At 63.3% G+C, this 22,861-nt stretch carries 18 protein-coding genes and 1 pseudogene; 13 read left to right on the top strand and 6 right to left on the bottom strand.

The features are described from left to right. Positions 1-188: 188 nt before the first annotated feature. From CFB49_RS34245 to CFB49_RS34235, 3 genes are read left to right on the top strand one after another with little or no spacing between them, the layout of a single operon-like run. The gene (locus CFB49_RS34245) at positions 189-1,151 is read left to right on the top strand and encodes a chromate resistance protein ChrB domain-containing protein (RefSeq protein ID WP_089438183.1); all 963 of its coding nucleotides are present in this window, start codon (positions 189-191) and stop codon (positions 1,149-1,151) included. Positions 1,152-1,170: 19 nt separating this feature from the next. Then, a complete protein-coding gene (locus tag CFB49_RS34240; RefSeq protein WP_069619879.1) occupies positions 1,171-2,343 on the top strand; it encodes a chromate transporter in 1,173 nt (390 codons plus the stop codon). Between the two features lie 14 nt (positions 2,344-2,357). Continuing rightward, positions 2,358-2,819, top strand: a complete 462-nt coding sequence (locus CFB49_RS34235) for a chromate resistance protein ChrB domain-containing protein (RefSeq protein ID WP_069619880.1) — start codon at positions 2,358-2,360, stop codon at positions 2,817-2,819. A 303-nt stretch (positions 2,820-3,122) separates the two neighbouring features. Here CFB49_RS34235 and CFB49_RS34225 read toward each other — a convergent pair whose 3' ends face one another. Further along, positions 3,123-4,280, bottom strand: coding sequence for a DUF4382 domain-containing protein (locus CFB49_RS34225; RefSeq protein ID WP_089493598.1), 1,158 nt, complete (start codon positions 4,278-4,280; stop codon positions 3,123-3,125). 302 nt (positions 4,281-4,582) lie between these two features. Here CFB49_RS34225 and CFB49_RS34220 point away from each other — a divergent pair, with 302 nt between their 5' ends. Further along, on the top strand, positions 4,583-5,182 hold the full coding sequence (locus CFB49_RS34220; RefSeq protein WP_089493597.1) for a DJ-1/PfpI family protein: 600 nt from the start codon (positions 4,583-4,585) through the stop codon (positions 5,180-5,182). 125 nt (positions 5,183-5,307) lie between these two features. Here CFB49_RS34220 and CFB49_RS34215 read toward each other — a convergent pair whose 3' ends face one another. Further along, on the bottom strand, positions 5,308-6,204 hold the full coding sequence (locus CFB49_RS34215) for an oxidoreductase (RefSeq protein ID WP_069619883.1): 897 nt from the start codon (positions 6,202-6,204) through the stop codon (positions 5,308-5,310). Next, a complete protein-coding gene (locus tag CFB49_RS34210; protein ID WP_069619884.1) occupies positions 6,191-7,420 on the bottom strand; it encodes an MFS transporter in 1,230 nt (409 codons plus the stop codon). Before CFB49_RS34210 ends, CFB49_RS34215 begins: the two co-directional genes overlap by 14 nt. A gap of 138 nt (positions 7,421-7,558) precedes the next feature. Here CFB49_RS34210 and CFB49_RS34205 point away from each other — a divergent pair, with 138 nt between their 5' ends. Further along, positions 7,559-8,491: a LysR substrate-binding domain-containing protein gene (locus tag CFB49_RS34205; RefSeq protein ID WP_089493596.1), complete on the top strand. Its 933-nt coding sequence runs from the start codon at positions 7,559-7,561 to the stop codon at positions 8,489-8,491. A 73-nt stretch (positions 8,492-8,564) separates the two neighbouring features. Here CFB49_RS34205 and CFB49_RS34200 read toward each other — a convergent pair whose 3' ends face one another. Then, positions 8,565-9,731: a porin gene (locus tag CFB49_RS34200; protein WP_069620111.1), complete on the bottom strand. Its 1,167-nt coding sequence runs from the start codon at positions 9,729-9,731 to the stop codon at positions 8,565-8,567. A 745-nt stretch (positions 9,732-10,476) separates the two neighbouring features. Next, positions 10,477-10,941 carry a GNAT family N-acetyltransferase gene (locus tag CFB49_RS34195; protein WP_089493595.1) on the bottom strand — a complete coding sequence of 155 codons (465 nt, stop codon included), beginning with the start codon at positions 10,939-10,941 and terminating at the stop codon, positions 10,477-10,479. A gap of 149 nt (positions 10,942-11,090) precedes the next feature. Between CFB49_RS34195 and CFB49_RS34190 the strand changes: the two genes are divergently transcribed. From CFB49_RS34190 to CFB49_RS34165, 6 genes and pseudogenes are all read left to right on the top strand, one after another. Further along, on the top strand, positions 11,091-11,753 hold the full coding sequence (locus CFB49_RS34190; RefSeq protein WP_069619887.1) for a GntR family transcriptional regulator: 663 nt from the start codon (positions 11,091-11,093) through the stop codon (positions 11,751-11,753). Further along, the gene (locus tag CFB49_RS34185) at positions 11,737-12,975 is read left to right on the top strand and encodes a dicarboxylate/amino acid:cation symporter (RefSeq protein WP_179234999.1); all 1,239 of its coding nucleotides are present in this window, start codon (positions 11,737-11,739) and stop codon (positions 12,973-12,975) included. Before CFB49_RS34190 ends, CFB49_RS34185 begins: the two co-directional genes overlap by 17 nt. A 169-nt stretch (positions 12,976-13,144) precedes the next feature. Next, entirely contained in the window at positions 13,145-13,549 is a 405-nt protein-coding gene (locus CFB49_RS34180) for a hypothetical protein (RefSeq protein ID WP_089437996.1), read from the top strand. Positions 13,550-13,935: 386 nt separating this feature from the next. Continuing rightward, positions 13,936-14,435, top strand: a pseudogene (locus CFB49_RS34175) (GNAT family N-acetyltransferase). 76 nt (positions 14,436-14,511) lie between these two features. Beyond that, positions 14,512-15,924 carry an HD domain-containing phosphohydrolase gene (locus CFB49_RS34170; protein ID WP_089493593.1) on the top strand — a complete coding sequence of 471 codons (1,413 nt, stop codon included), beginning with the start codon at positions 14,512-14,514 and terminating at the stop codon, positions 15,922-15,924. An 83-nt stretch (positions 15,925-16,007) separates the two neighbouring features. Then, positions 16,008-17,777: a histidine kinase gene (locus CFB49_RS34165; RefSeq protein WP_069620112.1), complete on the top strand. Its 1,770-nt coding sequence runs from the start codon at positions 16,008-16,010 to the stop codon at positions 17,775-17,777. A gap of 33 nt (positions 17,778-17,810) precedes the next feature. On the opposite strand, the gene CFB49_RS34160 is transcribed toward CFB49_RS34165, so the two are convergent. Further along, positions 17,811-18,917 (bottom strand): extracellular catalytic domain type 1 short-chain-length polyhydroxyalkanoate depolymerase, encoded by a 1,107-nt coding sequence (locus CFB49_RS34160; RefSeq protein ID WP_089493592.1) that lies wholly within the window; start codon positions 18,915-18,917, stop codon positions 17,811-17,813. Positions 18,918-19,200: 283 nt separating this feature from the next. Between CFB49_RS34160 and CFB49_RS34155 the strand changes: the two genes are divergently transcribed. Next, entirely contained in the window at positions 19,201-20,325 is a 1,125-nt protein-coding gene (locus tag CFB49_RS34155) for a sensor histidine kinase (RefSeq protein WP_089493591.1), read from the top strand. A gap of 220 nt (positions 20,326-20,545) precedes the next feature. Then, positions 20,546-22,804 (top strand): hypothetical protein, encoded by a 2,259-nt coding sequence (locus CFB49_RS36155; RefSeq protein WP_143329357.1) that lies wholly within the window; start codon positions 20,546-20,548, stop codon positions 22,802-22,804. Positions 22,805-22,861: the final 57 nt, after the last annotated feature.

Raw genomic sequence — 22,861 nt, 5'->3', positions numbered from 1 at the left:
TTATGCGTTGAACCGCTCGATTCGCAGGATATCGTAGCGATGTCCCGCGGCGTCGGTCCGGCGACGAGGCGATCCGGCCGTCAGGTGGAGCGCGCGCTCCACGCGTCGAGTGGAGCGGCCTGCCGCCGAAACGTTGTAGCGATATCTACTGAATTGCAGTGCTCGTGACGGCCCATTATGCTGCCGTCATGAATCCCGCCCCGACGCCCTGGCTCCTGTTGATCGTCAGTCTGCCGACCTCCGGCGCGACTGCCCGCATGCGCATCTGGCGTACCGTCAAGGCGCTCGGCTGCGGCGCGTTGCGCGACGGTGCCTACCTGTTGCCGGCGCATGCCGAGCAGGCGGCGCAGTTGCGCGAGCTGGCCGACGACGCACGTAACGGCGACGGCCACGCGTGGCTGCTGGATGTCCGTGCGGACGATCCCGCGGACGAAGCAGCGTACAAGTCGCTGTTCGATCGCGCGGGCGATTACGCAGACTGGCTGGCCGAGCTTTCGGAGGCCCGCAAGACGCTGCCCGACCTGACGGCAGCCGATCTCAATCGCCTGCAACGCCGCCACGCGCGCACGTACGAGGCCATTCGAAGCATCGATTTCTTTCCCGGTGAAACGTCGCTGCGCGCGCACGCGCAATGGCGGGATTTCACCGCCGCGATCGAAGCGCGGCGCTCTCCCGGCGAGCCGCATGCCGCTCAACGCGGCATTCCCCGTCGCGACCCCGCGCAGTATCAGGGCAGGCTGTGGGCGACGCGCCGTCACCTGTGGGTCGATCGCGTTGCCAGCGCGTGGCTGATTCGGCGTTTCATCGATCCGCATGCGCGTTTCGTGTGGCTGGACAACCTCGCCGATTGTCCGGCTGATGCGCTCGGCTTCGATTTCGACGGCGCTCCGTTCACGCACGTGGGCGATCGCGTGTCGTTCGAGGTCCTGGTCGCGAGCTTCGGGCTCGGCGACGACGACGGACTCGTCCGGCTGGGGGCCATGGTGCATGCGCTGGACGTGGGCGGCGCGACAGTGCCAGAAGCCGGCGGATTCGAGGCCATTCTCGCCGGCGCCCGCAAGCGTCTGGCCGACGACGATGCGTTGCTGATGGAGATCGGCGCGGTACTCGATTCGTTGTACGTGCATTTCCGCGGCAACCGCAAACCCTGACCTCGCTGCCCGCCTCGACATGAATACACATCGCGACCGTCCGGCCTATACGCTGTGGCAACTGATCCTGTACTTCGCGTGGCTCGGCGCGACGGGTTTCGGCGGGCCCGTCGCGCTGGCCGGCTACATGCATCGGGATCTCGTGGACACGCGCCGCTGGATCGCGGACGCGGACTACAAGGAAGGCCTGGCGCTCGCGCAGCTGGCCCCCGGCCCGCTTGCCGCGCAACTGGCGATCTATCTCGGCTACGTGCACTACCGGATCGTCGGCGCCACGATGGTCGGGATCGCGTTCGTGCTGCCGTCGTTTCTGATGGTCGTGCTGCTCGGCTATGCGTACACGCGATTCGGCGGCCTGACGTGGATGCAGTCGGTGTTCTATGGCGTCGGCGCGGCGGTGATCGGCATCATCGCGATCAGCGCGCGCAAGCTGACCGTGAAGAGCATCGGTCGCGACAAGCTCCTTTGGGCGATCTACCTCGCGCTGGTCGCCGTGACGGTGATCACCGAATCCGAAGTGGCGTGGCTGTTTCTCGCGGCGGGCCTGCTCGTCTGGTTCACGCGCGCGCCGCCGAGGTGGTTGCGCCAGCGGCGCGTCAATGCCGCCGTGGCGTTGCCCGTGTCCGCCACCGGCGCATGGCTCGGTATCGTCGACTGGCCGCAGCTCGCGCAACTCGCCGTGTTCTTTGCGAAGGCCGGCGCGTTCGTGTTTGGCTCGGGGCTCGCCATCGTGCCGTTCCTCTATGGTGGCGTCGTCACCGAGCACCATTGGCTCAACGAGAAGCAGTTCGTCGACGCCGTGGCGGTCGCGATGATCACGCCGGGCCCGGTGGTCATCACGGTCGGCTTCATCGGCTATCTGGTGGCGGGGCTGCCGGGCGCGTGCGTGGCGGCGGCCGGCACGTTTCTGCCGTGCTATCTGTTCACGGTGTTGCCGGCGCCGTACTTCAAGAAGTACGGCAGGCTGCCGGCGATCCTGGCATTCGTCGACGGCGTGACGGCCGCCGCCGTCGGCGCGATCACCGGGTCGGTGATCGTGCTGGCGCGGCGTTCGATCGTCGACGTGCCCACCGCGTTGATGGCGCTCGCGACGATCGTGCTGCTGGTCAGGTTCAAGAAGCTGTCGGAGCCGGTGGTCGTCGGCGGGGCCGCCGTGATCGGCCTGATCGTGTACCCGCTGTTGCATCACTGATCGTGGAGGCCGCCATGCAATGGATTACGCGACAACGTCCGAAAATAGACCGGGTAGCGTGCCCCTGGCTCATTGCCCGTTTTATCGACGAGACGCCCGAATTTCTGTATGTCCCGCCGGGCGACGTGCTGCGGATCGCCGACGAGACCGGCGCGATCCCGTACGACATTCCGGGGGTGGAATTGACGCACGTCGGCGAGCAATGCAGCTTCGACGCGTTTCTCGACAAGTATGGTCTGGCTGACGATCGGGCGTTGCAGCACATGGCCCGCATCATTCGCGGCGCGGATACGTCGCGGCTCGACCTGACGCCGCAGTCGAGCGGCCTTTATGCGATTTCGCTCGGACTGTCGGACATGTTTGCCGACGATCACGCGATGTTGGAGCACGGTCTCGTCATGTACGACGCGCTGTATGCGTGGTGCAGGCATTGTCAGGCCGAAGGCCATGCGTGGCCGCCGAGGATGGCGGAGTGACGACGCGGAGAACGGGGGGACTCGTCGAACCGTCCGGCTCCGTCGACGGATGAAAAAATGCCCGCGATGCGCGGGCATTTCGTCAACAGTTGCCTTTCTTGGCCTGTCCCGGCGGACAGAATCCGTTCCCCGGCCCGCCTTGCGGCGCGACCACGACCGGTGGGCCCGGAACATAGGCGACGCACCCGCCGAGCGCGCCGACCATGCTCGCCGCTGCGAGCACTGCGATTACCCCTTTTTTCACTTCGTTCTCCCGTTGATAGGAAAGGGCCGTTCGGCCCTTTCGATGATGCGGTCAGCGCGTCAGAAACTGAAGTTGACGTTGGACTGACTGGTCGTTGCATTGACGTTCGCCGACTGGGTCGCGCCCGATGCCGCGTCGGCCTCGATCGTATATTGGCCCGCGGCGACCGGCGCTGCGGCCAGCGCGACCGGCAGCGAGCCCGAGTAAGTGCCGACGATCGGTGCAGCCGCGGGCACGGACAGCGCATAGGCGCCGGTGTCCATGTTCGCGTTGATCGACGTGATCTCGTAGGCGTTCGCGTCGATCGTCTGCAGCGCGCGCACGAAGGCGTTCGCGCTGGCCGTGACCGTACCGCTGACGGTGCTCATCGTCGAGGCCGGCAGCGTGATCGGTGCGCTCGACGCCGACACCGCCGTGGTCGTGTTCACGACCACCGGAACCGAGCGGACGATGCCCGACGCGAAGTTGTTCTGCACGATCACGACATCGTAGTTGCCCTGCGTCGAGCTCTGGATCAGCGGCGACAGCACGAACTTCCCGGAACTGTCGGCCACCGTGCCGCGGACGACCTTGCCGCCTTGCTCGGCATAGACGGTCGCGCCGGCTTCGGCGGATGCGACGTAACCGGAGATCGCGCCGCTCACGACGGTCGGGATCGCGGTGACGACGGGTTTCAGTGCGTACGAGCCGTTGCCGCGCTGGACGATCGACTTGCATGCGTTGAAGTCGAGCACGAGATCGACGAGCGTGTTGGGCTGGACCGTGAACGGCTGGATGATCTTGTAGCCGCTTTGGGTCGCGCTCGGCGTGGCGAGCGCCTGCTCCGTGCCGCCCGTCGGGACGACCGAGTTGGCGAGGGTGTTGCCCTGGTTCTGCGCGAGCACCAGCCGGACTTGCTGATACTGGCCGGCTGGCAGTGCGGTCTGGCCGAGATCGGCGAGCACGCCGTTGGTCAGCGACAGCAGGTCGATCTTCTGCGGCGTCGCGAGGGAAACGGTCGACCAGCCGGCGTCGTTATCATTGGCGTTCGGGTTGGCGTTGACGCGGACTTGCGAGACGGTGACGTACACGTGGTCGAAGCCGCACGATGGCGCATCCGTCATTGCGACGTGCAGCGTACCGGTTTGCGCGCCGCCACCGTCGTCGCCGCCGCCGCAACCGGCGAGAATGAATGGTACGAAGGCAGCGCACAGGGCGCTCTTGATCATATTGTTCATATGTCACCCCCATGGGATGGTTATTGTGGGTGACGGAAGAATAGCCGGGCCGCAGCTCACTATTTGGGTATCTTTGAAACGAACGGTAACTAATTGTTCGATCGGTAAATCTTGACCGGCATGGATGTCGCTTCGGCGCACGCCGGGCGGGCGGCGAAGGCGATTGCGTCGTACGGCGCAATCCCTTTCGTCATACGTTATCGCCAGCTTTGCCGGCTGTAACACTGAGTTGTCGGTAAGGGAGGGCCCTTCGTGACGGCAATCTGGCAAGATGCGTCCACCGACTGAAGACAGGGTATCCCATGCACATCGCGATCGTAACCTTCCAGGGCTTCAACGAGCTCGACTCGCTCATTGCGCTCGGCGTGCTCAATCGGATCAGGAAGCCCGGCTGGCGGGTCACCCTCTGTTGCCCCGAGCCTGCCGTCACGTCGATGAACGGGGTCACCGTGCATGCGCAGTCGACGTTGGCGGATGCTTGCACGGCCGATGCCGTCATCATCGGGAGCGGTATTCAAACCCGGGAAATCGTCAACGACGCGGCGCTGATGGCGCAGTTGAAGTTCGACCCCGCGCGCCAGCTCATCGGCGCGCAATGCTCGGGCACGTTGGTTCTGGCGAAGCTCGGTTTGCTCGGCAAAATCCCGGCGTGCACCGATCTCACGACCAAACCGTGGGTGATCGAGGCGGGCGTCGACGTCCTGAATCAGCCGTTCTTTGCTCAAGGTAACGTCGCCACGGCGGGTGGCTGCTTTGCTTCTCAATATCTGGCCGCGTGGCTCATTGCGCGGCTGGAAGGTGAGGACGCCGCGCGCGGCGCGCTGCACTACGTCGCGCCGGTCGGGGAGAAGGACGAGTATGTTTCCCGCGCGCTGGCGAACCTCAAACCCTACTTGCCCTAGCTCGACAGTCAATCCATCGCGGCGAGCCGCGACCGGCGAACTGACGGGCCGCCGTGGCGTTCGTCACCGGCGTCGTCTCCAGCGCGGGTTCACGCGGATCGCGCTCGATGGAGCGTGCCTCGCCGTTAGCCCGGACCATCGCTCGCGGCCGCGAGAAGCGGCACGACCAGATCGCTGATCGGCGTCGGAATGCCGTGCGTTCGTCCGTATCGCTGTATGACGCCATTCCGGCAGTCCCATTCGAGCGGACGGTTGCCCTGCCGGTCGGCAAGAATCGACGTCCCCAAATCGGGCGGAAAGCCGTGGAATCCGTCGACGATCTCCTGCGGCACTTCATCGCCCAGCTTCGCACCCTCCGCACGCGCGACCTCGAGACATTCCCGCAAGTACGCGAGCGACAGGTCGGTGATGTCGCTTCGCGCGAACATGCCGGCGCGGCGACCGGTCAGTACCATGAGCCCCGCCACGGCGTTCTGCAACAGCTTTCGCCACGCGAGCGAGATGAAATCCTCCGCCACCTCGGGCGAGCACCGCGTGCCACGCAAAGCCGAGACCACCACGTCGCTCGCCGGCGTATCGGGCAGGGTGAGCCGGGGCTTGCCCCGCAGCCACACCGACGTGCCCGATTCGCGTTGCGCGGGAAACCAGACGACCGACGGCACGATCGTGGCGCCGGCCGCGTACGGTGCGAAGGCGGCTTTCTGCTCGACGCCGTTTTGCAGCACGCAGACGACGGTATTCGCGTCGCATAGCGCGGAGACCCACGGTGCCGCGCTCGCGATCTGCGTCGACTTGACCGCAACGAACACGAGATCGAACCGGTCGTGGACGGCTTGCGGATCGGTCAGCACGGGCCCGGGCACGACGATCTCGCCGCCGTCGAAGCGCAACGTCAACTGCTCGTGCGCCGAGCGGCCGCAGATCACCGGCGTGCGGCCGGCTTCATGAAGGGCGGCGGCGACGGTCGTTCCGATTGCGCCGGGACCGACGAGGGCGACGCTCGGGTAGTCAGGCTTCGTCATGGCGTTCATCCTGTGAGTGGTCTGTCAGATGCGGGCGCAGTGCGAGCGCGAGCGGAAAGATCGCCAGCGCGGTCAACGCGGTCGCATACGTGGCGCCGTGCACACCGATCCTGTCGCCCAGGAAACCGTAGAGAACGGGCGAGATCGCGCCCGATGCGATCGTCCCGGTATAGAAAATCGCGAATGCGCGCTCGGTGCGCTCGGGTGCGGACATCTCCGGGACGGTTCCGTACAGTACCGACGACGTGCCGTTGAGCATCATGCCCAGAATCGGCAGCAGCACCATGGTAAGCGTCAACGGAAGATATATCACCGCGACGATGCACGCCGCCGTACCGCCCTCGGTGAGCAGCACCGTCCTCACCGTCCCCATGCGCGCGCCGAGCCAGCCGCACGTGAATTTGCCGGCCGCGCCGCCAATGAAAACGAGTGCAAGCGCCGTTCCCAGCAGTTGCGGCGAAACGCCCTTTGCCTTCAGCAGGAAAGGCAGGAAGGTAAGGAGTCCCATGCGTACGGCCGTATCGAGCACGCCGATGGAAAACAGCGCGGAGAATCCGCTTCCGCCGGTGCCACTGTGTCGAGCGGACGTTTGCTCTTTTGCCGTTGCCTGCGCGGCGGCGCGGGGCACGGCGGGAAACCAGAGCGCGATGCCGGCGGCCACGACGCAGCCCAGCCCGGCGACGATCCATAGCGCATGACGCCACGGCATCATGGTCACGAGCAGCGAAATGGCGGCCGGCAGCGCGGATTTCCCCAGGTCGCCGGAAAAGTTGTAGATGCTCAGCGGGCCTCTCGCGTCGCGCCCGTAGACGCGGGAAACGGCGCCCGACGCGATCGGATGCTGCGTGCTGGAGCCGCCGCCCGAGATCGCGAGCGCGACGCCCAACCCGAGCAGCCCACCCGACATGCCCGCGATCGCATAGCCGAGCGCGGCGAGCAGCGTACCGATTGCGAGCGTCGCGCCGCTGCCCAGACGTTGCGCGACACGCCCCGCGGACAACTGCAGCGTCGCCATCGTGCCCGCATAGACGCCGCGCAGGATAGCCAGGGCCGCAAAGTCGAGCCCGAATTCTGACTGCCACACGGGTAGCAGCGCGTAGATCATGTCCGTATAGCCATCGTGTATGGCGTGCGCAACGCAGGATAGCCACAGCACGCGCGGCCTCGACGGTGCAGTTTCCCGCACGACGGGAGGGGAAAAAACGGGCAAGCGCATTGTCATTCTCTCCGTACGAGCGGTGAATGAAAGGCGCTCGCGGTATGGTTTTCAGGCTCGACGCGTCAATTCTATGACCGGGGCGCCACCCATTTCAATTGAGCTAAAATCCCGTCAACAGAGAGAAAAAGTCACGTCATGGACGAAAGCCGAGGTGCTTCGAAGCACCGGGACGAGTTGCCTCCGCTCAATGCGCTGCGCGCTTTCGATGCGGTCGCGCGGCACGGCAGCTTCGCCGGGGCCGCGGCGGAACTGCACGTCACCCACTGGGCCGTCGGAAAACAGATCAGGTTGCTGGAAGACTGGTTCGGCCTGCCGTTGTTCGACCGCCGTCCGCGTGGCGTCGTGCTGACCGACGAAGGAGCCGCGTTGCTGAACGACGTCAGCCACGCGTTCGAGCGCCTCGGTACCGCGGTGGTGCGGCTGCGCCACAACCCGTTCGCGCACCGGATATCGGGCGTCGTGCGGGTGAATGTGCCGATGAGCTTTGCGCTGTGCTGGCTGCTGCCGCGGCTCGCCGATTTCCATTCGCGGTACCCCGACATCGACGTCAGGGTATCGACGACGTCGCGCAAGCTGCGCTATGTCGCCGACGCTTTCGATATCGGCGTTCGCTCCGGTCCCGAGCAAGGCGCGGGCGTCGTCTCGCGTCCGTTGATGCCCGACCCGCGTGTGCCGGCTTGCAATCCCGCCGTGCTGCGCCGGCATCCGATACAGAGCGTGACCGATCTGCGTCATCACACGCTGCTGCATTCGGCCACGACGCGTGCCGCGTGGTCGCACTGGTTGAAGGAAGCGGGCGCGCCCGATCTGCGAGCGGCGCGCCATGTCGAATTCGATCATGTGAATCTTCAGCTTGGCGCGGCGATCGAGGGGCTCGGCGTGGCGCTGGCATCGCTGCCGCTGATCGGGCGCGATCTTGCCGAAGGGCGCCTCGTGTGTCCCATCGCATCGCCCGTCTGGCGTGCGGACGACTACATGCTGGTGACGAATGCCGATCGCGCCGACGATGCGGCCGTGTCCGCGTTCGAGGCGTGGATGGAAGGCATGGCGAGTCAGGAGGGCGGCTAGGTTCGCCGATCAGGCCGGGCGAGGTACGACACCGGAGCCATGCCGCCACTGCTCCGGTGTTGCGAGCCGGCGATCAGAAGCCGTGGAACATGCCGATGTTGACCTGAACCTGGTTGCCGCCCGACGACGTGTTGCCGAAGTCCGCAGCGGAAGCCTGCGCACCCTTGGCATGCACGTAGGCGCCCATCGCATACAGCGCGGTGCTCTTCGACAGCGAGTACGTTGCACCCAATGACACCTGGTTGATCGAGGCCATCGTGCGACCTTCGGCGGCTTGCGTGGGCGTGGCTGCGGAACCGTAGACATACGTGTAGCCGGTCGCCAGCGACAGTGCCGGCGTGACGCGGTACTGCAGCAGCGCACCGAGCACGTTGAAGTGGATCGACGGCTGGCCGTCGTTGCCCTTGTACTGGGCGTTCGAGTAGCGCAGGCCCGCCGTGTACGGACCGACCTCGTATTGCGCGGCGACTTGCGCGATGCCCGCGCTCTTGAACGCATTGCCGCCGTTGTAGCCCGAACTCGGATAGCCGAGCGCGCCACCGAAGCTCGGTTGCGCCGTTGCGTTCAACCATCCGTTCTCGCCCTGGTTGGCCGCACGGAAGTAGCCGCCGGCGACCGTCAGGCCACCTTGAGCGTAGGTCGCGGCCGCCGACCACGATTGCCCCGAACCCGTTGCACCGGCCACGCCGCCGAACGAGTACGCGGCTTCGGCCTGGAAGCCGTGGATGATCGGCGAAATGTACTTCACCGCGTTGTTCTGGTTCGTCGTGTTGTCGTTGTTGTCGACGTCGCCCGGCGTCGAGAAGGTCGACGCCGAAATGGCGTCACCCGTCAGGACCTGAACCATTTCCGTCACGGCGTCGAGTTGGCGCCCCATGCGCAACGCGCCGTACTGATTGGACGCAAGGCCCACGTAAGCCTGGCGGTTGAACAGCGAACGGGTGGAACCGATCGGCCCCTGGCCGCCTATGCCGCCTGTCCCGATGTTGAAACCATTCTCGATCTTGAATACCGCCTGGAGGCCGCCACCGAGATCCTCCTGCCCTCTGAGGCCCCACTTGTTCGAACCCGCGGCGCCGCCATCGAGGCCGTACCTGCTGTGGCCGTTGATGTTCGACGTGTAACCGATACCTGCATCGAGCATGCCATACAGGGTGATCGACGACTGTGCCATTGCTGCCGAAGATGCTGCGAAGGCGGCAACAGCGATAACGCTGATGTTGATTTTTTTGTTTTTCATCTGCATTTCACGGTCAGGAGTAGTTTCGGGATGGGGTGAAACGGCTTTTGTCGTATCCGGATGCAGCGGACGGTGCATGGCCTGCGCGTCGTCTCGGTCGCGAGGCCGCCGTCATGTTCGCCAAATCGGCATGCGAGATCAGCTCACTTCGTGGTCCTTACAATTTCCCTTGCTCGGTTGTCGCATCGGCCATCCTTGTGGACTGGTCAAGCGTCCGGTTCAGCCGCTGGCGGCGGGCGCCAATACGGCCTGGCCGCACTTTGCAAGTGCAAAGACCATATCAGGAACATAAATTCTGGTCAAAATTTGTTTGATATAAGTTAATCTCGTCTGATTGCGGGGCGTCTTACGGGATTTCCCTTACAAGCGCCGGCACGAAGGCGACGTGTTATCGCGATCCGCGCCGTCACGCTGATGATCTCGACCACGGCAAGCGAATTCGGATTGGGTGGGTGGGGAGCAATCACCGGCTTCAAGAGGCCGGCCACGACGGGCGACGATCAGGCAATACCGGTTGTAATCGTTCCATTTATTCCCGGATTGCAATAATCGAAACGGAAAAGGCGATTGTTGAGTATCTGTTCGTATTGGCCGCCAGCGGGTTTTTCGCATGTCGCAGTGCGTCGGAGGGTTTTACGCGGGCGAACCGGCTCATGCGGACGCCGGGCGAACCGGTTTTCCGGGTCGGCAGCCAGCGCCTGACATCGGCCTCCGATTCCAATCGAACGTCAATCGCGAACGAAACTCAGCATTCGATCCGGCGTTGCATTAAATAGAATTTCATGTCGTCGCGGCCATGCATTGAAATCGGTATCGGGTCCCGCTCAAAGCCGAGCATTTCATAGAATGGATATGCCGATTCGCGCGCCGTGCACCAGAGCAGGACGCCACGCTGTTCGCGCACATGGCGAATGGACAGATTGACCAGCAGGCGTCCGAATCCCAGGCCGCGTACCGACGGATCGACGGCCATGCCGCGAAGGCGCCACATTTCAGTGTTCAAAGCGCCGGATTGTGCTTCTTTACACACCGATGCCACTGCAACGATCCTGTCGTTGTCACGAACGGCAAAGTGCATCGTCGTGGGGGCGTGATCTCCGTGTAACGCGCTTCCCTCTTCATCTCCGGACATCAGGATTGCGGCTCTGAGGGGATAGGTTTCTTCCGCACGGACGGCACAGATGGTAAAGCGCACATCTTGTGAAGTCATATAATTATCGGCTCTCTTCGTAACGCGGATTTTCTTCCAATTCTCTTTCGGCATACCCACTCGCAAAATTAGCAGTTGCCGGGCATGGCGAGTAAGGGTAATTTCCTACCTGTTTCTTTTTTTGAATCATACGCTAACTGCGATCACAGATGACGTTGAAAGTATCGACAGATGCAGAACTGGCCTACGACGAGATCCGATCGAGGATCTTTGACGGCCGTCTTGCGCCTGGGCAGAAAGTATCTCACCGAGGCCTGTCGGACGAACTGGGTTTCGGCCAGATGCCGGTGCGCAGCGCATTGCATTTGCTCGAATCCGAAGGGCTGGTCGTCGTGGTCGAAAAGAGTGGCACCTATGTCGCGTCGCCGACTACCAGCGATCTTCGCGAAATTTTTGAAATGCGGCTGGCCCTCGAGAGTACCGCAGCGTTTCTTGCAGCGAAGTCGGGCGTAACGGCGGGCCTTCGCGAGGCCGCGGCAAAAATGCAGGAGCTGATCGAACGGGACGTCGCGGACATCATGCTCGAGCAACGTATCGGTTGGGTGTTTCATCAAGAGTTGTTTGCTGCCGCACGGAACGTCCGGATCTCGTCGGCGTATGGTTTATTGCGGGCCCAGACCTTGGCCCTGAACGAACTCCCGCGTGGCGACGCGGAAACCGTTCGGCGCGGCACGATCGAGCACCTGCACATCTTTCACGCAATCGAAGCGAACGACGGCGAGCTTGCGCGTCAGCATATGTGGAATCACATCGTTGACGGCACGCCGGCACGGATAAAACTGCTAAAGGCACGGCATGAACACGAAAAATAAAGGGCTTTCCCTCCCGATGCAAATGTTTGGCGGACTTGTGCTGGGCGTCGCTTGCGGCGTGTTCGCACCGGGCTTCGCCGTGAAGCTGGGCTTTCTCAGCACGATGTTCGGCCACGCGATCAAGATGGTCGTCATGCCGCTGATCTTCCTGTCGGTCACGGTCGGGGTCTTTCGCGCGGGCCGGCTGCGCGAGCGGCTCGGAAAGGTCGCGCTGTCCAGTATCGGCTTCTTCGTTCTTATGACCGGCCTGGCTGCCTCGTGCGGCCTGCTGCTCAACTTTGCATTTCGACCGGGGCTCGGGGCGAGCCTGACTCACTCCGGATCGATGCCCGCCGCGCTCGCGTCCAGCATCGACTGGACGAAATTCCTGGTCGATTTGATCCCCGCCAACATCGTCGCTGCGCTTGCCGCGGGGAATTCGCTCCCGGTGCTCGTTTTCGGCGTCATTTTCGGCGCCGCATTGTCGGCCGCCCCGGAGCGTGCCGAGCCTGCGATTGCCGTTTTCGAGGCGCTGCTGTCGGGGCTGTTCAAGATGATCCAGTGGGTGATCGCCTGGTCGCCGCTCGCGATCTTCGCCGCGATCGCGCAGCTGTTGTCAGCGAAGGGCTTTACAGGCGCGCACTCGCTCATCGAACTGCTGGGCGTGGCCTATCTCGGCATGGCGATTCTGGCGGTGGTGCTCACCATCGTCATTCGCGTCGCCGGTCAGTCGCCGCTCGCCGTGCTGAGAAAAGTGAAGGAACCGCTGATCCTGGGGTTCACGACACGTTCGTCCGAAATTACCTACCCGTTGCATCTGAAGAAGCTGGTTGAACTGGGCGTGCCCTACGGCGTGGCGTCCACGATCTTGCCGCTTGCCTATATTTTCAATCGCGACGGCGCGGTCCTCTACACGGCCCTCGCGGTCGGGTATCTGGCCGACGCCTATCACCTCGTCTGGTCCTGGCCGCTGGTGATCACGATCTTGATTTTGACGATCGTCACCATCGATGGAGCTGCCAACGTGCCGTCCGGCGCGATCGTCGCGATCACCATCGTTCTCACGTCGATCGGGTTGCCGGCCGATGCGGTGCTGCTGCTGCTGGGCGTCGACGCCTTTTTCGACATGGGGAGAACCGCCCTCAACGTCTACGGAAGCACGGCGGCCGCCGCCGTGGCGGTGAAGCTTTCCGGTTCGGAGAGTACGGCCGCGGAAACCGTGACGGGGCGGGCAAGCGTGTAGGGGCTCCGGAAGCGACGGGCGGTGCGCGTTTCCATGTTGCGCCCGCCTGTTGCAAGGCGCTGGCGTATGTCCACTCGAGCATCCAGGCACGGCGACGAGAGGGCATTGGATGAGCGAGCGTCTTCATCAAGTTACAGTGAGTAGAACGACGTATCGTTGCAGGAGAAACATGATGATTGGTTCAGAATCCGCAGATTTTTTCATGCTGCGTTTGGGCACGCCGCATCCGTCGTGGACATTCACCGATGACAGCAACATGATCGGCATTGTCGATTGCGACGGGGTGGTGAGCGCCATGTTCGAGCTGGATCGCAACCAGGTCGCACAGATCAGAGGGCTGGGCCAATCGGTGGGGAGAATCAGGTGTACTTGCGAGCGCGCCGGCCGGGAGCTGCACTTTTATCTCCATGGCAGACAGGTGTCTCAAGGACTGTGGGCCGGCGTCGCGTCGGCCGATCCCGACTATCTGCCGACCGACGCGATGATCGCAACATGGGAAGGGCCGAATCCCGGCGAGGCGTTCGAGCTTGCGGGCGTGAGCGCTCGCCTGGCAGCATCCGTTAGCCCGGCCTGAACTGCGATCACAGATTGTTGCGCGGGGTCGAGCCGGGCGTCCCGATTTTCGGGGCAGGTCGTTGGCCGTCCCCGTCCGTTGGTACACGTACGCCGTTCAATGTATGCGGTTCTGGCACACTCAACCTCGGATCGCCAGAACCTTTTGCTGGCCAGCTTACTGGCCAGCGTTTTTTATTCGTTGAGCCGATCGCGTCGGCTCGCTTGCTTCGCGCTCGCCGATCGAGGAGAGGCGTGCCGCCGAAGTCCGTGTTGAGCGAAGATGTCCGGAGTCAGTTCATGCAAGCGCAAGGCAGCGAGGCGCGCTGACGAGATCACGCGTTCTCGACGCCCGGCGGCGCGCCTGGCCGGGCCGAGCGCTTGCTTCCGCCCGCATCTCGTCAGCCAGTGACGACGGCCCCGGCCTTCTTCCCCGTCACGCGCGCCGACGCCGGTGCCCTCGTCGCGATCCGCATCGCCGCGATCCGCGACAGTCTCGAGCGCATCGGCCGTTTCGATCCGCAGCGTGCGCGCGACCGGTTTCCCGCGTCGTTCGCGCGGCGCGATGCCGCTTCATCGAAGCCGACCATTCGCGTGCGCGCTTCTACACGCTTCGTCCGATGGCGGATGACCGGCTGCTCGACCACCTGTACATCGTGCCCGCGCATCAGCGGAGGGGCATCGGCGCCGCCGTGCTGCGCGAGATCCTGGCCGACGCCGACGAACATCGAATGCCCGTTCGCGTCGGCGCATTGCGCGGCAGCGATTCGAACCGCTTCTGCGAACGGCACGGCTTCGTGCAAACCGACGAAGCGGAACGGGACATCTACTCCCGGCGCGAACCGGGCGCGGCAACGACGCAGCATTCGCGTGATGCATTCCGGTTGAAATCGACACGCGCGCATTAGCGTTTCCACCAATGCGGAAAACGCGGCCCCGGCCGATGTTGCAGAGAGGGCGTAAATAATTGATCCGAGGCCGATTATGACGACATCTGCAACAAACGGCGTGAACGCCGTGCCGCCCGAAACGTCCGACACCGCAGCGGCATCCGGCGACGCGGCCCGCGTACCGTCGATCCTGCTGGTCGACGACGAACCGAACGTGCTGTCCGCGCTCAGGCGCGTGTTCCGGCCCACCGGTTACGACATCGTGACCGCCGACAGCGGCGAGGCCGCGCTCGAGATTTTGGCGTCGACGGAAATCGACCTGATCGTGTCCGACATGCGGATGCCGCACATGAGCGGCGCGGAATTCCTGGCGCGCGCGCGGGAGCTGTACCCGGACACGATGCGCATTCTGCTGACCGGCTATGCGGAGATCGCGTCGGTCATGCAGGCCGTCAACGAAGGCGGCGTGTATCGCTACCTGAACAAGCCGTGGGACGATCACGACCTGCTGCTGACCATCGAGCACGCGCTGGAGCAGCGCCGTCTGCGCCGCGAAGCGGCCCGGCTGGCGGCGCTGACGGAAGCGCAGAATGAAGCGCTGCGCCGTTTCAATACGGATCTCGAAACGCAGGTTCGTGCGCGAACGGAGGAGCTCGGCCAGACGGTGATGTTCCTCGAAGCGGCGCAGAGCGACCTGAAAAGCAGCTTCACGGCGATGGTTCAGGTGTGCGCAAGCATGATCGAGCTGCGCTGCGGGGCCGCGAGCGGGCATGCGATGCGGGTCGGCGAGATCGCGCGCCGGCTCGCGCTTTCCGCCGGGATGAGCGAACTGCATGCGCAGGACGTCTATTTCGCGGGACTGTTGCATGGCATCGGCAAGCTGTCGCTGCCGGACGAATTGCTGCGCAAGCCGCTCTCGCGGATGACGACGGACGAGCACCGCGTGTTCCAGGAGCATCCGCTGCGCGCGCAGATGGTGCTGACGCCGGTCGCCCAGTTGCACAAGGTCGCGTCGATCGTGCTGCACCAGTACGAGCGCTTCAACGGTCGCGGCACGCCCGACGGTCTGGTCGGCGACGCGATCCCGGTCGGATCGCGGATCGTCGCGATCGCGCGCGATTTCGAAGGGCTGCGCCACGGCGAAATCGGTGCGCCGCATTCGATCGAGCAGGCGATCGACGTGTTGCACTCGCAAGCAGGCGTGCGTTACGACCCGCAACTGGTCGCCCGCTTCGTCGAGTTGATGCGGGATCCGGAGAGTCTCGGCATCGCGGCGTCCGTCGCCGAAATCCGGTCGGCTCAACTGCGCGAAGGGATGGAGCTTGCCGACGATCTGCGCACGCATCGCGGCGTGTTGTTGATGACGAAAGGCAGCGTGATGTCCGCGCACCAGATCGAACTCGTGCGCCGCTTCGAAACGCGGGAGGGCACGCCGTTCGACATTCTCGTGCTGGCCCGTCCGGCGGGGCAGACGCACGCTCCCAACGCAGGCGCGCCGCCGGCCTGACGTCGAACGTCGGCCCGATGGCCGCGGTGCGCGCGACTGCCCGTACCGCGGCGATGCAATCAACCCGTTCCGCGCGTCCGATCATGCATGGCATCTACAACCTTCCGCTCGTCCTGCTGTCGCTCGCGATCGCGACGCTGGCCTCCTATACGACGCTCGACCTCGCCGCATTCATTTCGCTGCTCGACAATCCGAAGTTGAAGCGCGCATGGCTGGGCGGCGGCGCGGCGGCGATGGGCACCGGCATCTGGTCGATGCATTTCGTCGGCATGCTCGCGTTTTCGTTGCCGGTGCCGCTCGGCTACGCATGGCGGGAAACCGGCGCTTCGCTCGCGATCGCGGTGCTCGTATCGTATTTCGCGCTGAATGTCGTCACGCGCGCACGGCTGGGCTGGCGGCGGCTGTGCGCGGGCGGTGTGCTGATGGGCGGCGGAATCGCCGGCATGCACTACACCGGGATGGCCGCGATGCACATGCAGCCCGGCATTCGCTACGATGCCGCGCTGTTCGCCGCGTCGATCGGCATCGCGGTGATCGCGTCGACGGCCGCGCTGTGGATCGCGCAGGCGCTGCGCATGCAGCAGGCACGCTACGCGACCGCGCAACGCATCGGCGCGGCCGTCATCATGGGCATCGCGATTACCGGCATGCACTACACGGCGATGGCGGCCGCGCATTTCGCGCCGGATGCGCGGTGCGGCGCCGCGAACGGCGTCGACGCGCCGTGGCTCGCGACGACGGTCGCGTTGTTCACGATGGCGACGCTGGTCGTCACGCTGCTGGTGTGCCGTTTCGATGCGCGCACAACGTTCCTGCGCGGGATGACCGACACGCTCGAACGGCTCGTGCGGTTGCGAACCGGCGAACTCGAACGCGCATTGCATCGCTACGAGCAGACGACGCAGATGCTGCAACGCACGCGCGAGAACATGGCGACCGAGATCGACGAACGCAAGGCCGCGCACGCGCTGCTCGAACAGGAGAAGGACGAACAGCGGCGCCTGCTGCATGCGCTCGAGGAAACGCACGAGCAATTGCTGCAGTCGGAAAAGCTCGCGTCGATCGGCCAGCTCGCGGCCGGCGTCGCGCACGAGATCAACAATCCGATCGGCTTCGTCAGCGCCAACCTCAATACGTTGAAGACGTGGGTGCGCAGCCTGCTCGACGTGGTCGCGGCGCATGAGGCCACGCTGCCGCAGCTCGATCCGGCCACCCGCGACGCGCTGGCGGCCGTGCACCGTGCCGCGGATCTCGACTACGTCCGCGACGAGATCGCGATGCTGATCGACGAATCGATCGACGGCGCGCTGCGCGTGCGGCGCATCGTGCAGGATTTGCGCGATTTCTCGCGCCCGGCCAGCGACGAATGGAGCGTGGTCGATCTGCATGCGGGCCTCGAGAGCACGCTCAACGTCGTCCACAACGAGCTCAAGTACAAGGCCGACATCGTGCGCGATTACGGCGATGTCCCGCAGGTCGAATGCCTGCCATCGCAGTTGAACCAGGTCTTCATGAACCTGCTCGTCAACGCGGCGCAGGCGATTCCGGAGCGCGGCGTGATCACGATCCGTACGTCGAGCGACGGCGATCAGGTATCGATCGCGATCAGCGACACCGGCGCCGGCATGACGCCCGACGTCGTCCGGCGGATCTTCGATCCGTTCTTCACGACGAAACCGGTCGGGCAGGGTACGGGGCTCGGGCTGTCGGTATCGCACGGCATCGTCGAGCGTCATCGCGGCACCATCGACGTGACCAGCGAGCCGGGGCGCGGCACGACCTTCCGGATACGGTTGCCGGTTCGGCGTGCCGGCGATCGCGCGAACGCGGCGGCGCTGGAGCAACGGGCATGACGACGCGATGGCGGCCGGCGCGAGCGTCGCGCGTCACGCCAACCGCTTGCGGCGCTGACGACGAAAGAAATGCCAGAACATCGCGGTCGCGTCCGGCCCCGTCGCGGAATGAAATGGTTCGCCCGGATCGCCGCCGCTCCATGCATGCGGCAGCCCGCGGACGATGCACACCCTGACGACCAGCCGTCCACCCTTCAGATAGTCGATGTAGTCCGCATCGTCCTGCGCGTAGCTGCGTTGCTCGCCGACGCGGATCGCTCCGTGTTCGTCGACGAGCCGGTTGAGCCGCGCGAACGCGATGCCGAGCTGCGTCGCGTTCCGGTCGGTCACGACCGTATCGAGCCGGCCATGGATGACGAAGGCCGGCATGCCGGGATAGGATGCGACGTCGACGCATGCGTCGAGCGCGTGAATCGGATCGTCGCGGAGGCCGCGGCGCATCAGGTTCATCGCGGCCATCGTCGACGACGGCGGCGCGACGGCCGGCCCGGAGTGCAGGCCGACGGCCGCGAAGCGGTCGGGATAGCGGAGCGCCAGCGCCGCGGCGAGCCCGGCGCCGGCGGACATGCCGGCCACGTAGATCCGGTCGCGATCGAAGCCGTGGCGCCGGACGATGGCGTCGATCAGCGACGCGACGGACGCGGCTTCGGACTGGGTCGCGTCGCCATGCCAGTGCCAGCAACGGTGCGCATGGGCGGTTTTGGCCTGCTCGGGAAACAGCACGGCGAACCCCGCCCGCTCCGCGAGACGGCAGATGCGCGTACCCGCGGCGAACGATTCGGCGGTCTGCCTGCAGCCGTGCAGCATGACGACGGCCGGCATGCCCGCTGTCGTCACGGGCGCCGCGGGAAGATACAGCGCGTACGCCAGATGGTTCACGAGCCGGCCTGCGCTCGGGCCGGACGAATGAAACGACCGGAGCCAGGTGCCGGGCGGCCGGGCCGACGGGGCGCGTGCGGTGCCCTGCCGTTTGGCGGCGCGCGCGGGGGCGGCCGGCTTGGCGCGCCGTTGAGCCAGCTTGGCGGTGGTTTTTTTTGCGGCCGGCCGCGGCTTGCCGGCGCGCTTCTTCGGACGTGCGCCGGCCGCCGCTGAAAACAGTTCAAGATGCCGCAACCAGAGGCTGGATTTTTTCCTGGGCATGTGCAATCTCGTGCCGGCGGCCGGCCGTGACAGGAAGCGGCGGCCGATCCCGCCGTTGGATGGAAGTCGAACGGGCGCGAAGCAAGGTTCGTGCTGCCGGTGTCGCGGCAGTCGAAAGGTGGCGCCCTTCGGAACCGGAATGACGCGAATCGATTATCGGCGATACTGGCCGCCCGACGTGACGGGCGTGCGAATCGAAGCCCGCTTCGGCTAACGCCGTGATTCACGTGATATCGTGCGGTTCGACAGAAGATCCACCGTTCATTCCGTTGTGAGGGGCGACATGCGTCTTTCCGATTTCATCGTACGGAACATGGAACCGATCCTGGTGCAGTGGGAAGCGTTTGCCGCCACGCTGTTACCGGCCGCGAGGAACATGACCTCGCACGGGCTACGCGACCACGCGCGCGAGATCCTGACCGCCGTCGCCAGGGACATCGCGACCCCGCAGACGAGGGAAGCGCAACACGAAAAATCGCTGGGGCGCGCACCCGAGCCGGCGGACGCTCGCGAAACGGCTGCCCAGACGCATGCCGTTCTGCGCGCCCGGCGGGGCTTCAACATCAACCAGCTGGCAGCCGAGTATCGGGCGCTGCGTGCCAGCGTGCTGCGCCTGTGGATCGACGCGTGTCAGCCGGGCCCGATCGATATGGACGACATGATTCGCTTCAACGAAGCGATCGATCAAGCGCTGGCGGAATCCGTCGCTTTTTTTACCGAACAGGTCGAACAGGCTCGTAACTTGTTTCTCGGCATGCTGAGCCACGACATGCGCACGCCGCTGCAGACGATCCAGCTCACGGCGTCGTATCTTGCCGCGCTCCATGCGGGTGAGGAAGTCTCGGCGGCCGCCGCGCGGCTGATCAGAAGCGGTGGTCGCATGCAGGGCCTGCTCGACGATCTCTGCGATTTCAATCGAACCCAGCTCGGGCTGGGCATCAACGTCGTTCCCCGCCCTATCGATCTCGCGCACGTGCTCGTCAATGTGGTGGACGAGCTGCGGGCGGGTCATCCGGATCGCGAAATTACCGTCGATATACGTGGGGACCTCCGGGGTGAGTGGGACGAACAGCGCATGCAGCAGTTGCTGAGCAATCTGGTGAGCAATGCCGTCAAGTACGGCACGCACGATACACCGGTGCGGGTGGTGGCGACGACGACCGGCGCCGAAGTGGTCGTCGAAGTCGGCAACAGCGGGCCGGCGATCGATCCGCGCACGCTCGACCGTATTTTCGATCCGCTCGAGCGCGGGGAGGATGATCGTTCGCGAAGGACGGGCGACGATGCCGGTCTGGGGCTCGGGTTGTTTATCGCCAACGAAATCGCGAAGGCGCATCGCGGCCGGATTGACGCGCGGTCGGATCAGACGGAAACCGTTTTTACGGTGCGGTTGCCGAGAGGCATATGAGGCGGGGAGCGCGGGCAGGGGAATGATTCGCCGGGCTTGCGGTCGGCGGGGTGGCGAGAGGCCGCTATCGGCCAACATGCGTCGTCCAGCAGGGCACTCTGATGTCCGTGCCAAGTCCAAAGCTGACATCCAATCGCGTTCTCAAGTTCCACGCTAGCCTGCCGTTAGCTCGAGGTACTCCGGCTCTCGTTACGCAGTCGGGCTTGCGATGAACTCGTGAGTGATCGTAAACATCGGATATTCCATCGAGAAGCCGATATTTCTCCGAACGATTATATTTTTCAACAAGAAAAATTTTATGAAAAAATTCTCATCTGAAGCAGAACTTCAAGCCTTGGTCTTGGAGGCAATTCGGAGTCAGCAATTACCAACGCTAATCACCGACACTGCGAAATTGCGAGGGAAGCACGAGGAGGTGGCAGCCAATATTCTTCCACATTTTTCGATCGATTACCTGTGTAGAAGCGCTTCCATTCGCGCGGGCGCGAGGGTACTCAATGCGCTAGATAACTTGGTGATCCTGAGTTCCGATACAGACGTTTCACTGGAAGAGTCGGAAACGCTTCGCCCGGACATTGTCTGCTTCAGTCCGGAACTGCAAAGCATTGTCCTGTTTGAACTCAAAAACTCATCTTCCCCGGGGCGGCAGGCAGTTTCAGAATTGGCGGCATACGAGCAAGAGATCAAAAATCATTTACCACTGCTTGCCGAGCGAGACATTTGCTTAATTATCCTATCTACAGAGTGGAACACTCTGATGGATCATGGCGTTTCCGCCGCCATTACTTGGTCCGGAAAGAATATTCTATGCTTGCATGCCTCAAACGAGAACGGAGCACTTACGCTACGAACACGGATTCCCAAGGCATGGACCATCACCGGTTCTGTCTTTCTGCCTAATGAGGCACTTGCGACATCACAGCTCACTCTCTATAGAAAGGATGAGTTCGATACTCCAGGCAGCTCGCTGGAGCCTTGGCACACCGAGGATGAAACAGCGTCGGAATATGTACCTCACCAGATGATTACCGCTGTAGAACTGATCGCGCGGGAGGGTGATGTCGCGGGAGGTCACGGATTTGTCCTTCTATGGCGGGACCACTCGGCCCCCTCACCCGACGCATACTGTATAACGGTTTGCTCAGTGTCGCCATTTGCAATCTATGAAGCCTCGCAGTCTGGGCGCAATTCAAAATCAAGCGCGCTCGCAGGCGCGCTCGACAAAGTTCGTCGCGATTTTTTTCCTAGCGGCCACTCAAGCTCGTTCTTTTCTATTTGCGAATCCGCTGCCTCGCTGCTCGCAGAGGTGTCACGGCCTGTATGGGAATCCCCATCCACGTGGAGTGAGGACAAGATATCGCTGTCGCTCCGAGCTGAACCCTTGATCTGCGAATTTTGGGGGGCTCTCGGTCGATATGCGCGCGAGTACGTGGCGAACCCCTCGGTTCGAGCATGGCGACAGCTATTGTTGCAAAAAGGAGAAGGAGATTGGCGGAATCCCGACGTCGCATTGTCGCTGGTTGCGCAGTTCATGCGTCCACAGCTGTTCGGCAGCGGCAATGTACGTTGGTCAGATGCTTTTCAGCTTGGTGTCTTTGTTGGACTTGATAGATTTCTTCGAGAGAATCTACAAAGGGAATCTGACACAGAACCCGCTGGCCCTTTACTGTGCCGATTCCTCTGGAATAGGATGGATTTGGTGCTGGCACTTGACGAGATGTCCCTCTTGGCAGATTCGGCAGATATTACTCGACCTGCGGATCCCATTGGATTTTATTCGAATCCACTTAAGTTTGACATTGATCAATTCGATCGTCTCGTGGAATGGATTTGCGAGGATTTCTTAATGGGATCAGGCGGGCACATCAACGCTTTTATCTGCGGAGTAAACGGAGCTGCGATTTTTGATGACAGCACAATAGATTCGCTGATCGACGACGATTACCGTACGGCAGCAACGAAAGCTATCGAGGAAGAAATCAGATCAGCCACTGAATTCGTGCTTGACGAGCTCACCAAATTTCGAGATGAGGGCGGCCTTTTACCTAAAGGAATACGAGAACTTAATCGATTGACGTCCGAGCTTGGTCTGAACAAGGTTAATTCACATTCGATCGATCAAGTGTCACCCGCTACACTTGTCAAAAGTTGGCGTGCATGTCTTTCGGCCTCCGATTGGTTGGCGCATGGCGTTCTTCACCTTAGACCATCGCTTTCCACCATTGACGTCGATTGGGAGTGGCTCCGACAGGGGGTGTCGGAGGCTTATGCAAGGGGCCAGAAAAACGTGGGGGTCATCCTGTCTGCAAATGGAGTGCTGGGAACGGGAACTATTTCACCTGGCGGCATGAGGATTCCGATCACAATCGACGATCCTCGCGAAGAGGTGCTTTTCGAAGACCAGTCGGCAATGTTCACGTCAATTAGAAGAGTTACTTGGACTGAACTCATGGCGATGAAAGAGTTTCCCGGGCAATGAGACCGCGTTTCGAATTTCAATCATTGCGCGTTCTATTTCTTCAGATGTGAAGCGGTT

The organism is Burkholderia sp. AU17457, assembly GCF_002223255.1.
In the GTDB taxonomy this organism is placed as follows: Bacteria; Pseudomonadota; Gammaproteobacteria; order Burkholderiales; family Burkholderiaceae; genus Burkholderia; species Burkholderia sola.
This window is presented reverse-complemented; position numbering and strand designations above follow the sequence as displayed.